The sequence below is a fragment of the Marinobacter sp. genome (assembly GCF_039977835.1).
GTDB lineage: Bacteria > Pseudomonadota > Gammaproteobacteria > Pseudomonadales > Oleiphilaceae > Marinobacter.
On the sequence record NZ_JBDWCL010000048.1, the window covers coordinates 17,979 to 32,362 of the forward strand.

General features: G+C 58.4%; 9 protein-coding genes and 1 pseudogene. 3 read left to right on the forward strand and 7 right to left on the reverse strand.

All coding sequences use genetic code 11. The features are described 5' to 3' along the window. Positions 1 to 5: 5 nt before the first annotated feature. The 5 genes from ABJM11_RS14690 to ABJM11_RS14710 form a co-directional block, all read right to left on the reverse strand. Positions 6 to 1,112 carry a Zn-dependent alcohol dehydrogenase gene (locus tag ABJM11_RS14690; protein ID WP_348293149.1) on the reverse strand — a complete coding sequence of 369 codons (1,107 nt, stop codon included), beginning with the start codon at positions 1,110 to 1,112 and terminating at the stop codon, positions 6 to 8. Between the two features lie 12 nt (positions 1,113 to 1,124). Further along, positions 1,125 to 2,927: an acyl-CoA dehydrogenase gene (locus ABJM11_RS14695; protein WP_348293150.1), complete on the reverse strand. Its 1,803-nt coding sequence runs from the start codon at positions 2,925 to 2,927 to the stop codon at positions 1,125 to 1,127. Positions 2,928 to 2,932: 5 nt separating this feature from the next. After that, the gene (locus tag ABJM11_RS14700; RefSeq protein WP_348293152.1) at positions 2,933 to 4,117 is read right to left on the reverse strand and encodes an acetyl-CoA C-acyltransferase; all 1,185 of its coding nucleotides are present in this window, start codon (positions 4,115 to 4,117) and stop codon (positions 2,933 to 2,935) included. Between the two features lie 77 nt (positions 4,118 to 4,194). Beyond that, complete coding sequence (locus ABJM11_RS14705; RefSeq protein WP_348293154.1) at positions 4,195 to 6,288, reverse strand: 3-hydroxyacyl-CoA dehydrogenase NAD-binding domain-containing protein; 2,094 nt, start codon at positions 6,286 to 6,288, stop codon at positions 4,195 to 4,197. 276 nt (positions 6,289 to 6,564) lie between these two features. Further along, positions 6,565 to 7,356, reverse strand: coding sequence for an IclR family transcriptional regulator (locus ABJM11_RS14710; RefSeq protein WP_348293323.1), 792 nt, complete (start codon positions 7,354 to 7,356; stop codon positions 6,565 to 6,567). Between the two features lie 666 nt (positions 7,357 to 8,022). Between ABJM11_RS14710 and ABJM11_RS14715 the strand changes: the two are divergent. Beyond that, a pseudogene (locus ABJM11_RS14715) lies at positions 8,023 to 8,454 on the forward strand (NAD(P)-dependent oxidoreductase); the annotation flags it as partial. Here the strand turns inward: ABJM11_RS14715 and ABJM11_RS14720 are convergent. Then, the gene (locus tag ABJM11_RS14720; RefSeq protein ID WP_348293155.1) at positions 8,455 to 9,966 is read right to left on the reverse strand and encodes a hypothetical protein; all 1,512 of its coding nucleotides are present in this window, start codon (positions 9,964 to 9,966) and stop codon (positions 8,455 to 8,457) included. Between the two features lie 337 nt (positions 9,967 to 10,303). Between ABJM11_RS14720 and ABJM11_RS14725 the strand changes: the two genes are divergently transcribed. Next, the gene (locus tag ABJM11_RS14725; RefSeq protein WP_348293156.1) at positions 10,304 to 11,473 is read left to right on the forward strand and encodes an acyl-CoA dehydrogenase; all 1,170 of its coding nucleotides are present in this window, start codon (positions 10,304 to 10,306) and stop codon (positions 11,471 to 11,473) included. A 57-nt stretch (positions 11,474 to 11,530) separates the two neighbouring features. On the opposite strand, the gene ABJM11_RS14730 is transcribed toward ABJM11_RS14725, so the two are convergent. Further along, positions 11,531 to 12,853 (reverse strand): DcaP family trimeric outer membrane transporter, encoded by a 1,323-nt coding sequence (locus tag ABJM11_RS14730; protein ID WP_348293158.1) that lies wholly within the window; start codon positions 12,851 to 12,853, stop codon positions 11,531 to 11,533. 329 nt (positions 12,854 to 13,182) lie between these two features. Here ABJM11_RS14730 and ABJM11_RS14735 point away from each other — a divergent pair, with 329 nt between their 5' ends. Continuing rightward, on the forward strand, positions 13,183 to 14,379 hold the full coding sequence (locus ABJM11_RS14735; RefSeq protein WP_348293160.1) for an acyl-CoA dehydrogenase family protein: 1,197 nt from the start codon (positions 13,183 to 13,185) through the stop codon (positions 14,377 to 14,379). Positions 14,380 to 14,384: the final 5 nt, after the last annotated feature.

A 14,384-nucleotide genomic window follows, 5' to 3' on the forward strand; every position in this document is an offset into this window, starting at 1 on the left:
CTGAATCAGTCGAACACGATCACGCCACGGGCGTTCTTGCCGGCCAACATATCATCGAACGCCTGGGGTGCGTCATCAATGTGATAGGTGCGGGTAACAAGTTCATCAAGCTTGAGCTTGCCAACCTTGTACAGCCCCAGGATACGGGGAAAGTCGTACTGGGGGCGTGCAGAGCCCAGCCAGCTGCCTTTGAGAGTTCTCTCGTCAGCAGGCAAGGTCAGGGTGGTGATCGAGGTCTTGTCTTTCGGGTCCGAAACGCCCACCACCACTGCGGTGCCCCCGGGCCCGAGGCATTTGTAGGCCTGCTCGACCACTGCGCCGGCGCCGACGCATTCGAACGCGTAATCGACACCGCCGGTGAGCTTTTTCACCGCCCTGGCGCCGTCGTCCACCTCGCTGATGTTAACGGTGTGAGTGGCGCCGAATTCCCGGGCCATTTCCAGTTTCCTCTCATTGTTGTCCACGGCCACAATCATTTCAGCGCCGGCGGCGAGACAACCCTGAATGGAGTTCAGCCCCACGCCGCCGATTCCGAACACAGCCGTGCGGGAACCGGGCTCGACCTTGGCGGTGTTGAACACAGCACCCACACCGGTCATCACTGCGCAGCCCACCAGGGCGGCGTTCTGCATGGGTATGGATTCGTCCACCTTGACGCAGTTGTCCACATGCATGGTGGCGTACTCCGCCATCACGCCACAGGCGCCGAAGACATTGAGGTCCTCTCCATTCGCGCCTTTGGTGCGAACACTGCCGTCGGGGAGGGTAAACATGGCCTTGCGGGCGTTTTCACAGAGGACAGGACGGCCTCTTACACATTGGCGGCACTTGCCACACATGGATATAAAGGAACTGACAACATGGTCGCCTTCCTTGAAGGCGGTGACACCCTCGCCCACTTCTATGACGACGCCGGCGGCTTCGTGGCCGAGAACCAGCGGCGCCGGGTAGGGAATTTTGCCGGTAGTGGCAGACTGGTCGCTGTGACAGACGCCGCAGGCACCTATCTTGATGGTAATTTCATTCCGTCTCGGGCCTTCCACGGTAATGGTCTCTACCTGCACGGGCTGCCCCCATTCGCGGCAGACAACGGCTTTGGCTTTCCTATCCATTCTTTTTAGCTCCTAGAATTCAGAATCCTGCATACCCAGCACCGTGGTATCCACTCCAGCCAGCAACTCGGCCAGGCTGACCACCTTGGGCAATTCGTACCTGGAAAAATACTCACAGGCTTTCACCTTCCCCTCATAGAACTCAGCTGTCTGCTCACCGCTTCCCTCCAGTCCGGCAATGGCCCGGATGGCCTGACGCAGCCAGAGCCAACCGACCACGGTGTGGCCGAACGCTTCCAGGTAGAGCGAAGCGTTGGCCAGAGCCTGTTCCACGTTGCCCTTGGCTTTCTCGGCGTTGATGGCGTCCGTCGACGCGGACAGGGACCTTACCGCCCGGGCCAGATTCTCCGCACACGGAACCAAGCGCTCGATATCACGGGTCTCATCGAGGGTGGCATCTATGCGTTCCACCAATTCCTGGTAATATCGGCCACCGGCCATGGACACTTTGCGACCCAGCAGGTCGATGCCCTGAATCCCGTGGGTACCTTCATGGATGGGATTGAGGCGATTATCGCGGTAGAACTGCTCAACAGGATACTCACGGGTATAGCCGTAACCGCCATGAACCTGAATCGCCAGACTGTTGGCTTCCAGGCAGAGCTGGGACGGCCAGGATTTGATGACAGGCGTCAGCAGATCCAGCAGCCCGGCGGCGAGTTGGCGCTGCTCTGCAGTCTCCCCGTACTTTTTCTCATCCACTAGCATGGCGCCCTGCAGGCATAACGCCAGGCCGCCTTCCACATAAGCCTTCTGGGTCAGCAGCATGCGGCGGATGTCGGCATGACGGATAAGTGGCACTTGTGGCGAGTTGGGGCCCTTCTCACCAACAGGGCGGCCCTGCTTGCGCTCGCGGGCGTAGTCGAGGGCGTGGAGATAGCCGGTGTAACCAAGCATGACTGAACCCAGGCCGACACCAATGCGGGCTTCATTCATCATGTGGAACATGGCTGCCAGGCCGTTGTTAGGCTCACCCACCAGATAACCCATGGCACCGTCCTTCTCACCAAAGTTGAGCATGGTGGAGGTGGTTCCGCGATACCCCATCTTATGAATCAGGCCGGCGAGCGCGACGTCGTTGCGCTTCCCAAGGCTGCCATCTTCGTTAACCAGGATTTTGGGGACGATGAACAGGGAAATGCCTTTTACACCGCCAGGGGCATCCGGCAAGCGGGCGAGCACCATGTGGATGATGTTCTCGCTCAACTCATGGTCGCCACCGGAGATGTAGATCTTGTTGCCGAACAGGCGATAACTGCCGTCATCCTGCGGTTCCGCGCGGGTGCGCAGATCCCCGAGGGAGGAACCGGCATGGGGTTCGGTCAGGCACATGGTGCCGAAGAATCGCCCGGCCATCATTGGGCCGGCGTACGTCTGTTGCTGGTGTTCGCTACCCTGGGCCATGATCAGGTTCGCCGCGGCAATGGTCAGCCCGGCATAGCCCTGAGTGCCCACGTTCGCGCCCTTGAGCATGCCCACGCACATCTGCGCCACCGCCGCAGGCAGCTGCATGCCGCCGCGGTCAAAGTCCTGGCCGGCGGCCATCAGGCCAGTGTCCCGCAAGACATCCAGAGCCTTCTTGACCTCCGGGCGCATTTCCACGCGGCCGTTTTCAAACCTGGGCTCTTCTTCATCGACCAGGCGGGCGTGAGGTGCAAACTCCTCGGCGGCGACCTTCAGCGACAGGTCCAGTGCTGCCTGCAGGGTTTCGCGGTTGTGCTCGGCATAGCGCTCGTAGCCCAGAACCTTTTCAACTTCGTGGAGTTCGAAGAGCTGGAATGCCAGGTCCTGAGTGTTGATGATCTTCTGTTGCATGAGGTTTAAACCACCTCGAACAGACCAGCCGCGCCCTGGCCTCCGCCGATGCACATCGTCACGACAACGTATTTGGCGCCACGACGTTTGCCTTCGATCAGGGCATGGCCGGTCAGGCGGGAACCGGTGACCCCGTATGGGTGGCCAATAGAGATGGAACCACCGTTAACATTCAGCTTCTCCATCGGGATACCCAGACGATCGCGACAATAAACAACCTGGGATGCAAAGGCCTCGTTCAGTTCCCACAGGTCAATGTCATCCATCGTCAGGCCATTACGCTCCAGCAGTCGTGGAATTGCGAAAACAGGGCCGATGCCCATTTCGTCCGGCTCGCAACCAGCCACCGCAAAACCACGGAAAATGCCCATGGGTTCGATATTGTTCTTCTCGGCGTAGGTGCTGTTCATCACCGTGCAAACCGATGCACCGTCAGATAACTGGGACGCATTACCAGCCGTGACAAACTGGTTGTCCCCGCGCACCGGATTCAGGCCCTGAAGGCCTTCCAAAGTGGTGTTGGGGCGGTTGCACTCATCACGGGTCAGGGTGACGTCTTTATAACTGATGTCGCCGGTTTCCTTGTCCTTCAGCATCATCGTGGCGTCGAAAGGCACAATCTCATCATCGAACCTGCCCGCCTCCTGGGCCGCCGCGGTGCGCTGCTGGGAAATCAGCGCATATTCATCCTGTGACTCACGGCTGATGCCATAACGCTGGGCCACAATGTCGGCGGTTTCGATCATCGCCAGGTACAGCTCGGGCTTGTTTTTCATCAGCCAGTCGTTGGTCGCGTGGAAGCTGTTGAGTTTCTCGTTCTGCACCATGGAAATGGATTCAACACCACCAGCCACCATGGCCGGTACCTTCTCCGACACCACCCGCTGGGCGGCAATGGCAATGGATTGAAGGCCGGAGCTGCAGAACCGGTTGATGGACAGGCCAGCGGTCGTCACCGGCAAACCGGCACGAATCGCCGCCAACCTGGCGATGTTCTTGCCCTGCGCGCCTTCGTGGAAGGTGGCGCCAAGAATGACGTCCTCCACAATGGACGGATCAATACCCGCCCGTTGCACCGCGTGCTGGATCACATGGCCGGCCAGGTCCACGCTGTGGGTGTTGTTCAATGCGCCACGGTAGGATTTACCAAGGCCGGTACGGGCAGTGGAAACAATAACGGCATCAGACATAACAAACTCCTTCGAAAACGTAAAGGTGGCTCAAACCCCGGCCCGGGACCAGCCCCCAAAACCATCAGGCCAGGCTTTTAGAGATTCCCAAACCGGCGGCCTTCACTAACCAGTTTTTTCAACAGGGCTGCGGGCTTCCACTGCTCTCCCCCCAGGTCATCATAGAATTGCTCAATAGTGCCAAGTATGGTGTCCAGGCCAATCTGGTCCGCCCAGAACATCGGGCCACCGCGGTAGGCCGGGAAGCCGTAACCGTAGATCCAGGTGATATCGATATCCAGGGCGCGGTCTGCAATGCCCTCTTCCAGAATCTTGGCACCCTCATTGATCATCACATACATACACCGCTCCAGGATCTCCTGGTCAGTGATCTCACGGGGCGTAATGCCCTGCTCCTGACGGAACTCGGCAATAATCCGGTCCACCTCCGGGTCAGGGACCGGCTTGCGGTTACCTTCCTCATACTTGTAGACCCCCGCCTGTGTCTTCTGGCCAAGACGCCCCTGCTCAGCCAGCTTATCCATCCAGCTTGCCGGCACATCCTCGCCAGCCTTGCGACGCTCCTGACGAATGCTGTAGCCGATATCGATACCGGCTAGGTCCGACATCGCAAACTGCCCCATGGGGAAGCCCAGATCGGTCAACACCTTGTCCACCTGCTGTGGGCTTGCGCCCTCATTGACCAGCGCCATGGCCTCGGCACCACGCTTGTGCAGCATGCGGTTGCCCACAAAGCCATAGCAGTTGCCCACCATGACACCCACCTTGCGGATCTGCTTCGCCAGCGCCATGGCAGTGGCTTTCACCTCGTCCGAGGTTTTCTCACCGCGCACAATTTCCAGCAGCTTCATGACATTCGCGGGGCTGAAGAAGTGTAGCCCGATCACATCTTGCGGGCGTGTGGTTGCGGCGGCAATGTCATCAATACTCAGGGTGGATGTATTGGAGGCCAGGATCGCACCCGGCTTGCAGGCCTCATCCAGCTGACCGAAGATTTTCTTCTTCAGGTCCATACTCTCGAAAACCGCCTCGATCACCAGATCCGCATCGCCGAAATCGTCATAGGTCAGGGTGCCGCTGATCAGGCTCATGCGCTCCTCAACCTGGGCCTGGGTTATGCGGCCTTTCTTCGCGGTGTTCTCGTAGTTCTTGCGAATCACCGCCAGGCCCTTGTCGAGAGCCTCCTGTTTCACTTCAGCGATGGTCACCGGAATACCGGCGTTGGCGAAGTTCATGGCTATACCGCCACCCATGGTACCGGCACCGATAACACCCACCTTGCGGATCTCACGAACCGGCGTGTCTTTGGGCAGACCTTTGACCTTGGACACTTCACGCTCGGCAAAGAACGAGTGAATCAGGCCGCTACGCTGGGGCGAGTCCATGCATTCGGTAAACAGCTCGCGTTCACGTTTCATGCCTTCGAAAAACGGCAGATTGAAAGCGGCTTCTACTGCGTCCACACATTTGAACGGAGAGAACAGGCCCCGGGCCTTCTTCTGCAGGCTGTCGCGGAACTGCTGGAACACGTCACTGCCTTTATCGGCGTCGATCCTGTCGGTCAGGTTCCGCACCCGGCGGACCGGTTTGCCTTCATCAGCCACCTTCTGTGCATAGGCCAGACCGACAGCCCGGATATCATCGCCGTCTTCAACCGCATCCAGGATGCCCGCTGCGAGGGCATCTTGAGCCGCCACGAAGTCACCGGTGGTGATCATTTCAAGCGCTTTCCCTGCACCCGTCAGACGCGGCAAGCGCTGGGTACCACCAGCACCGGGCAACAGGCCCAGCTTCACTTCAGGCAGACCCACCCTGGCGCTGCTCAGTGCCACCCGGTAGTGGCAGCCAAGAGCGGTCTCCAGGCCACCACCGAGAGCGGTCCCGTGTATGGCTGCCACTATCGGTTTTTCGGAGTTTTCGCACTGCTCTACAACAAACGCCAGCCCCGGCTCCTGCATCGGTTTGCCAAACTCGCGAATGTCGGCGCCGGCAATAAAGGTGCGGCCTTCGCACACCAGCAACAGCACTTTGGCGTCGGCGTCTTTCTGGCCCTGCTCAAGTGCAGCCACCAGGCCGGAACGAACCCCGTGGCTGAGGGCGTTCACCGGCGGGTAATTCACGGTGATCACACCAATGGAGCCTTCCCGGTTATAAGTTACGACCTCAGACATATTCTCTCCTAGCTCGATATGGAATATAGTTTTAACAAGCGAAACATAGGAACGATTTAATAGAAGTTTCTGGCAGGTTTCAACCTCCATTTAAATCACGGATACAAAAAAGCCCTGAGACGAATCCCAGGGCTCTAGAGAAAATTTCGGGGGAGTTGGCGGGCAGGGCGTTCCGAAACCGTGCGGAGCCATGGATGGCGGAGCCGAGCGTACAGGGACGTATTTACAGCGTGTTTCGGAACGCCCTGCCCGCCAGCTCCTTGCTCCAGTGTCGGATCAAACGCCCAGCGATTCGATATCGCTGGCCAGCATTGCCAGCTGGTGAGCAATGGACGTCCGCAGTTTTTCACCCGGCACCAGATAGGACGGTGCCGCACAGGTCAGCGCCATAATGGTCCCGTCCTGCAGGTGAATGGGCACGCCAGCGGAGTTAATGTTGCGGTCCCACTCGCCAAGGGAAAGACAGAAGCCATGTTTCTTGAAGTCTTCCATCGAGCGCTCGAGGCCTTCTTTCTTTTCCGGCCAGGCGTCGCCGTATTTGGCCTCCATGGCGTCATCGATCACCTTGCGGCCTTTTTCGGATATGGCGCAGTAATAGGCGCGACCCGCCGAGGTGGTGGCCATGGGAAGTTTCAGGCCGATGTCCATGCGCAGCAGGGACGCTTCCGGAGGTAGCCGGTTCTCCACATATATCATGTGCAGGCGGTCACGGCAGGTCAGGCCCACCGACATGTTGGTCTGGCGGGCGAACTCATCCATATAGGGCTTGGCCAGCTGACGCACTTTCAGGTTGGATACGTAAGCGTAACCCAGGGCCAGCACACCAGAGCTAAGCTGGTACTTCTCCAGTTGCGGGTTGTAGCTGAGGTAGCCAAGCTTGGTCAGCGTGTAGGTCATGCGCGAGACGGTGGGCTTCGGCAGCCCGGTCAGGCGCGCGATATCCTGGTTACCCAGAATCACCGAGCCCTGGCTGAAGGCACGAAGCACGTCGAGACCGCGGGAAAGCGCCTCTACAAACTTGCGGTCTTTTTCCGGCTTTACCGGCTCACCATCGCCGGAGGCCGCCATCAGTTCCGGTGAGGTGATTTGTGCTTTGTTCATAATCGGGCATCCTCCAACAGCATTGCCTGATACGGTAAGCCCACAGTGCCTGGAACAGTGCTGGGAACTTGGTCAGATAGAAAAAGTTGCGCTATTTTAATGGCTGCAAGTGTCAAGTACCACAAAGTGTACTGAAAATAACTAAAAGTCCTGCCAAACATGAAACACTCTTCCTTTATGTTTCACATGGTAGCCGCTTTTGCGATACACAGACCCGGGTTTACGAATCTATTTCGGTATATTATTCTGCAAAGCGAAACATTATAAAGAAGTTTCATCCATCTGACGATCCCGGGAGAGCACATGAAAGTTCTGTTTGTAGCCGGAGACCCCAAACCAGAGCGCTGGACCGTACCCATCAAGGAACTGCTGCCAGAAGCCGAGGTTCACGTCTGGGACGCCAATGGCCCGGCGGTGGACGCCGACTACGCCATTGTCTGGCAGCCACCAGCGGAACTGTTCAACCGCGAGACCAGCCTGAAGGCGGTGTTCAATCTCGGCGCCGGCATCGACGGCCTGCTGGCAGTGCCCAACCTGCCCCCTCACCTGCCAGTGGTGCGCCTTGAAGACGCCGGCATGTCAGTTCAGATGGCGGAGTACGTGGTGCACCAGCTGCTGGAAGCCAGCCGGGGCATGGAAACCTACCGCGAGCAACAGCGGCTGGGCGTATGGAAAATTCACCGGCCGATCAAACGCAGTGAGTGGCCGGTGGGAGTCATGGGGCTGGGCCATATTGGCAAACGGGTGGCACGAACGCTCGCCGACCTGGATTACCAGGTTAACGGTTGGGCGCGTAGCGACCACACCCTGGACAGGGTGACCACCTACGCCGGCACGGCCGGACTGCCAACTTTTCTGAGTTCAACCCGGGTACTGGTGAACACTCTGCCGCTGACAGCAGAAACCCGCGACATCCTTAACCACCAGCTGTTCAGCCAGCTGCTGCCCGGCGCCGTGGTGATTAACGTCGGCCGGGGTGAGCACCTGGTGGAAGACGACCTGATCAAGGCCATAGACGAGGGCCATGTGGCGCGGGCCGCACTGGATGTGTTCCGCCAGGAGCCGTTACCCGACGGGCATCCGTTCTGGCAACGACCTGAGGTCACCATCACGCCGCACATTTCCGCCCGCACTCTGCGGGATGCCACTCTGGAGCAGATAACCGGAAAGATTCGCGCCCATCACAACGGCCAGCCCATTACCGGGATCGTCGACACCAGCCGCGGCTACTGACCGCGGCGCCCCCACGAACAGCCCCCACAGCATCAGCAGCAACAAGGGTATGGAGAGCAGCACGAACAGCCCGTTCCAGCCAAACGCCACCACCCAGCGGGAAACCTGACCAAACCGCGACAGCAACATTACCGCGGGGCCGAATGGCGACAACATCATCGCCAGGGAAAAACCAATCACCAGGGCCACGGCAATGGGGAGCAGGTCCACCCCCTCGGCGACCAGTTGCGGCATAAGCCCCGCCTGCACACTCAACACGGTAATCGGAATGATGCCAATGGCGGACAGCATGGGCATCATCAGCAGGCCGCCCGCCGCCAGCAGGAACACACCCAACTCTCCTGGCGCCAGCCCCGCCAGGGCGTCCGCCGGAATCACTGCCACCAGCGCGACACCGAGGCCCGCCGAGGCAGCGAAAATGGACATTTCGTTGCTCATGCCCAGCATGTTATCCACCGACTCCCGTGCGACACCTTGCAGCGAGCGATCGCGCCACAACATATAAAGGAAGGTGACTACCGGCACCGTGAGCATCGCCGCCACCGAGACTCTCAGGCCAGACACCTGCACCAGCACCGCCATGGCAACAAAAATCACGGTAACCAGCAGAACCAGCTGGCCGCTGCCGGCGGGCCAGTGCTCCAGTGCTTCCCGCTCGCTGCTGACAAGGCGAAAGCGTTTGTGCTCAAGAAACCAGCCAATGAGTATCAGCAGCACAGCACTGCCAATACCGTAGGGCAACAGCCCCGACCAGCTCAGGGTCGGCACCTCCCGGGTGATAATGGCCACTGCCACACTGGTGGGCGCAACCAGCGGCACCAACGCAAACCCTCGCAGCGTACTGATCAGCACACTCCGCAACCAGCGCAGCCGTGAGGCGCCGGTAACCCCCCGTTCCCGAAGGGTGTCCGCGAGGGTGCCGCAGAGCAGGTTCATGACTCCGAAACTCAGCACCGAGGCAATGCCGCAACTGACCACCGCGTATTTCGGGTACAGCAGCGCCGGGCGCCCTCCGAGCAGTATATCGTGGATGCGCTGCAGTACTTCCAGCCGGCGCACCAGGCACTGCATCATGCCCAGGCTGCCCAGAAACGTGGCATAAAAGGCCGCATTGGAAGCCGCGCGCAGCAACTCTTCGGCCCCCAGCTTTCCCGCCAGCGCAAGGGAACAAACCACGAGAGTGGCTATCAGAAAAAGGTAACGGGAGTAGACCTGCAGCCGCCCCAGCGTCGAAAGGAAATACATCAGGAACAGCACACCGGACAACGCACTGAGCCAGGGACTGCCAAGACACAGCGCCGCAAGCTCCAGCAGCACGGCAACGGGAACCAGAAATCGGCTCATATAAGATTCACGACCCTTGATAATGTATCGGTTGCATTTCTCACAGCCCCGGATTAGTCTTTAGCTCTCAATATACAAAACTTAATTCCGCTATACGAAACTATATTAACATTAATGACAAGACAAGCCCCGAACCTTTCTTCCCCGTCAGGGGAGGATCACAATAGGGACTTGCCAGTTGATGAAACGGGAGATGCCATGAGCGCATTTATCTACGACGGGCTGAGAACGCCCTTCGGTCGACATGCCGGAGTAATGGCGACCGTGCGCCCGGATCGCACTGACCGCCACACGACAGATTGAACGAGCAACCGACCAATTTCTGAGGAGAGACACCATGGCTTCCGCACCCTGGGATGACCTGCTGCAGTTAGACACGCAACTGGATGAAACCGAGCGTCAGGTACGTGACAGCATCCGTTCCTTCTGCGACCAGCGCCTGATGCCCGGCATTACCGAAGCAAACCGGCACGAGAAGTTCGATCGTTCCATTTTTACCGACATGGGCGAACTGGGTATGCTCGGCGCCACCCTGCCGGAAGAGTACGGCGGCCCTGGCCTCAACCACGTGTGCTACGGCCTGATCGCCCGGGAAGTGGAACGGGTGGACTCCGCCTACCGCTCAGCACTGAGCGTGCAGTCGTCACTGGTTATTCACCCGATTCACGCCTTCGGCCAGGAAGCGCTGAAAAAACGCATCCTGCCACAACTGGCTTCCGGCGAAAAAGTGGGCTGCTTTGGCCTCACCGAGCCCAACCACGGGTCTGACCCGGGCAATATGGAAACCCGCGCCAAGAAAGTCGACGGCGGCTATCTGGTCAGCGGCTCCAAGACCTGGATCACCAACTCACCCATTGCCGATGTTTGCGTAGTCTGGGCCAAGCTGGAAGGCAAGATCACCGGTTTCGTGATCGAACGCGAAGGCGCCAAGGGTCTGGATACGCCGAAGATCGAAGGCAAATTTTCCCTGCGGGCTTCCGAGACCGGTTCCATCTTCATGGATGAGGTCTTTGTCCCCGACGAGAACAAGCTCGACGTGGAAGGCCTGAAAGGTCCTTTCAGCTGTCTGAACAAGGCCCGCTTCGGCATCAGCTGGGGTTCCCTGGGCGCCGCCGAGTTCTGCTGGCACGCAGCACTTAATTACACCCTTGAGCGCAAGCAGTTTGGCAAGCCACTGGCGGCCAACCAGCTGATCCAGAAAAAGCTCGCGGATATGCAAACCGAAATCACCCTGGGCCTTCAGGGCGCCCTGCAACTGGCCCGGATGATGGATACCGGTAACTACTCCACGGACGCCATCTCCATGCTCAAGCGCAACAACTGTGGCAAGGCCCTGGACATCGCCAGGGTTGCCCGCGACATGCACGGCGGTAACGGCATCTCCGACGAATACCACGTGATCCGCCACGTGATGAACCTGGAAGCCGTGAATACCTACGAAGGTACCCACGACGTTCACGCCCTCATACTGGGGCGCGGCCAGACCGGGATTCAGGCTTTCAGCTGATTCCCCGGCCTGCCCTGGAAAAGCAGAGCTCCGGCTCTGCTTTTTTTATGGCTGAAGTCAGAAGCTCAGCTTCGCGGAAGCCATGACCTGCTCGTACTGCTCGCTGCTGCCGGAGGCAATCTCCCCGAAGTCCCAGTAGGCGTATTCCAGCCCCAGCATCAGGTTACTATGGGCAGACCACACGATATTGGCGTGAACCGACGTGGAAGCATCGAAATAGCTCAGAGTACCTGAGGGGGGCGCTGCAAGATCATCAACAATTTCGGTGTGGGAGACTGTCAGGCTGCTGCGCCACGCCGGCGCCCAGAAGTGACGATAGGCGGCTGTGGCGCCGTAGCTTTTGAGAGGTTCCACATCACCCTGGGCCAGCGCGGCCAGATCGACATCCGGGTAGGTCAATAACCCCATGTACCGGCCGAGTGCGCCATAGCTGTATTGCAGCCGCAGGTCATCACGGCCAATGGTGGGAATGCGGGCGCTCAGGGAGACCGCACCGTCGGTCCTCGTCTCATCGGCGGCATCATCTTCAAAATTCCGCAGCAGGCCGGCGACCGAGTAAAACCCATAATTGCCGCGAATCTGATACCGCATGGCCAGGTCCGGATAGGACTGGTCGTCATAGGAGTTCCCGTAATAGCCGTCTTCCGGGTTCTCCAGGGACACCATGAGCTTTCCCCCGGGTGCGGCCGTGTTGTAGCGAATCATCGGTTGGGTGGCGTAGATGAAAGCGGCCTGCTTGCCCTGATCGAGAATTTCGGGCATTGCGGCCAGGTCTGTGAATGTGGTGTAGGTCTGGCCGAAGTCCCAGCCATTCCAGGACCCATAGGCCTGGCGCAAGCGCGGGGAATAGCTGTTGGACACGATTTCGTTACCGGTTTCACTCAAACCGTCGTTGAGGTCCTGGTTGAAGTCCATCTCCACGTAGGTGGTCAAGGTATGCCCCACGACATCGTCGGTTTTGGTACCGATACTGATGCGCGACTCCCGGGCCGAGAAACCGGTCTTCCAGTCACTTTCATCCGAGGCGGCCGCGCTGGCAAAGGTCCTGGGCAAGCCGACACTGTAACTGTTGAGGCTACCGTTTCCGTGGGAGCCGAAAATCGCATCTGCCTTGATGAAACCACCAAATGAGATCGTGGTACTCCCGATCTTGATCCCGTCGCCATCGCGCAACAGATAGGGGTTGTCTTCGGTAAGTTCCGGTGCGGTGGATACAGCACCTTCCAGCTTGCTCTCCAGCAGCTGTACCCGCTCGCGAAGCTCATCCAGCTCGGAGCTCTGCGCCAGGACAGAGCCGGAAGCAAGGGCCATCAGTGGCAGCCCGGCAAAGGTTATGGCACGGGTCATAGGGCGTGTTTGAAAGCATTTTTTTGTTGTCATCTCAAACCTCTTAACGGAGTTGATTCCATGTCGTTGTTATTGAACGTTCCGGCGCCGGCACCGAGCCACGCAAAACCAACCACCTTGTTTCGCTGTGCGGTAATTCGATATTTAGTGGTTTCGCATAGCAGTACCAACTTCCGTGTTTTGAATGTAGACAATTATTTTTTTATTCATAAGTCGATGAAACCAAATTTTAATGAAAGCCGTAATTACTCTGTGTTTTCTTGTTCCATTGCATTGACACAGAGACAACCAATGAATAATCATTGAGTAATTCTGCTATGCGGTATATATTTTCGCTGTAATGCATTGACGAGGTTTATCCGATGAACATGAACTACACGGCCGAGGAACTTGCCTTCCGTGACGAGGTAAGAGCGTTCCTGGATGAGAAGCTGCCGGCAGACATTGCCGCCAAAGTAAAAGGATTCCGACGCCTGTCCAAAGAGGACCATCAGCGGTGGCAGAAAATCCTCAGCGAGCAGGGCTGGTACGCCACCCACTGGCCGGAAGAGCACGGCGGTGTGAAATGGACGCCGGTTCAAAAGCACATCTGGGACGAAGAATCCTGCCGTTACGGTGTTCCCCGCTCCATCCCGTTCGGGGTGAATATGGTGGCACCCGTGATCATCCGGTTTGGTAATGAAGAACAGAAACAGAAATACCTGCCGCGCATCCTCAATGGCGAGGACTGGTGGTGCCAGGGCTACTCCGAACCCGGTGCCGGCTCCGATCTGGCTTCTCTCAAGACTCGAGCGGTACGGGACGGTGACCATTACATCGTCAACGGCCAGAAGACCTGGACCACCCTGGGCCAGCACGCCAACATGATCTTCTGCCTGGTGCGCACCAATACCGAGGTCAAGAACCAGGAAGGCATTTCCTTCCTGCTGATCGACATGAACACGCCGGGTATTACCGTGCGCCCGATTATCACCCTTGATGGCGAACACGAAGTTAACGAGGTGTTCTTCGAGGATGTCAAAGTACCGGCAGAAAACCTCGTCGGCGAGGAAGACAAGGGCTGGACCTACGCCAAGTTCCTCCTCACCTACGAGCGCACCGGCCTGGCCGGTATCGGCATGTCCAAGGCGGCGCTTTCGCACCTCAAGCAACTGGCCGGCCGGCGACTGAAAAACGGTAAACCGCTGATCGAAGACCCTTCGTTCAGCCAGCGTATTGCCAGGGTGGAGATCGACCTCACCGCTGCTGCCATCAGTAATCTGCGCATCATTGCCTCTGTGGAAGGGGGCGGCGTACCGGGCGCGGAAAGCTCAATGCTGAAAGTGAAGGGCACGGAGATCCGTCAGTCGATCAATGACCTGGCCCGTCGCGCCATCGGCCCCTACGCTCTGCCTTTTGTGGAAGAAGAGATGGACATGGATTACGACGGCGAATTCCTATCCGACAAGGACGCCGCGCCACTGTCAGCCCAGTACTTCAACAACCGCAAACTGTCGATTTTCGGCGGGTCCAATGAGATCCAGAAAAACATTGTGTCGAAAATGATTCTCGGGCTTTAAGGAGG

What these genes read in the sequence shown, in the direction of transcription:
- ABJM11_RS14690 (WP_348293149.1), bottom strand. Translation starts at nt 1,112, where the DNA reads ATGGATAGGAAAGCCAAAGCCGTTGTCTGCCGCGAATGGGGGCAGCCC.
- ABJM11_RS14695 (WP_348293150.1), bottom strand. Translation starts at nt 2,927, where the DNA reads ATGCAACAGAAGATCATCAACACTCAGGACCTGGCATTCCAGCTCTTC.
- ABJM11_RS14700 (WP_348293152.1), bottom strand. Translation starts at nt 4,117, where the DNA reads ATGTCTGATGCCGTTATTGTTTCCACTGCCCGTACCGGCCTTGGTAAA.
- ABJM11_RS14705 (WP_348293154.1), bottom strand. Translation starts at nt 6,288, where the DNA reads ATGTCTGAGGTCGTAACTTATAACCGGGAAGGCTCCATTGGTGTGATC.
- ABJM11_RS14710 (WP_348293323.1), bottom strand. Translation starts at nt 7,356, where the DNA reads ATGGCGGCCTCCGGCGATGGTGAGCCGGTAAAGCCGGAAAAAGACCGC.
- ABJM11_RS14720 (WP_348293155.1), bottom strand. Translation starts at nt 9,966, where the DNA reads ATGAGCCGATTTCTGGTTCCCGTTGCCGTGCTGCTGGAGCTTGCGGCG.
- ABJM11_RS14725 (WP_348293156.1), top strand. Translation starts at nt 10,304, where the DNA reads ATGGCTTCCGCACCCTGGGATGACCTGCTGCAGTTAGACACGCAACTG.
- ABJM11_RS14730 (WP_348293158.1), bottom strand. Translation starts at nt 12,853, where the DNA reads ATGACAACAAAAAAATGCTTTCAAACACGCCCTATGACCCGTGCCATA.
- ABJM11_RS14735 (WP_348293160.1), top strand. Translation starts at nt 13,183, where the DNA reads ATGAACATGAACTACACGGCCGAGGAACTTGCCTTCCGTGACGAGGTA.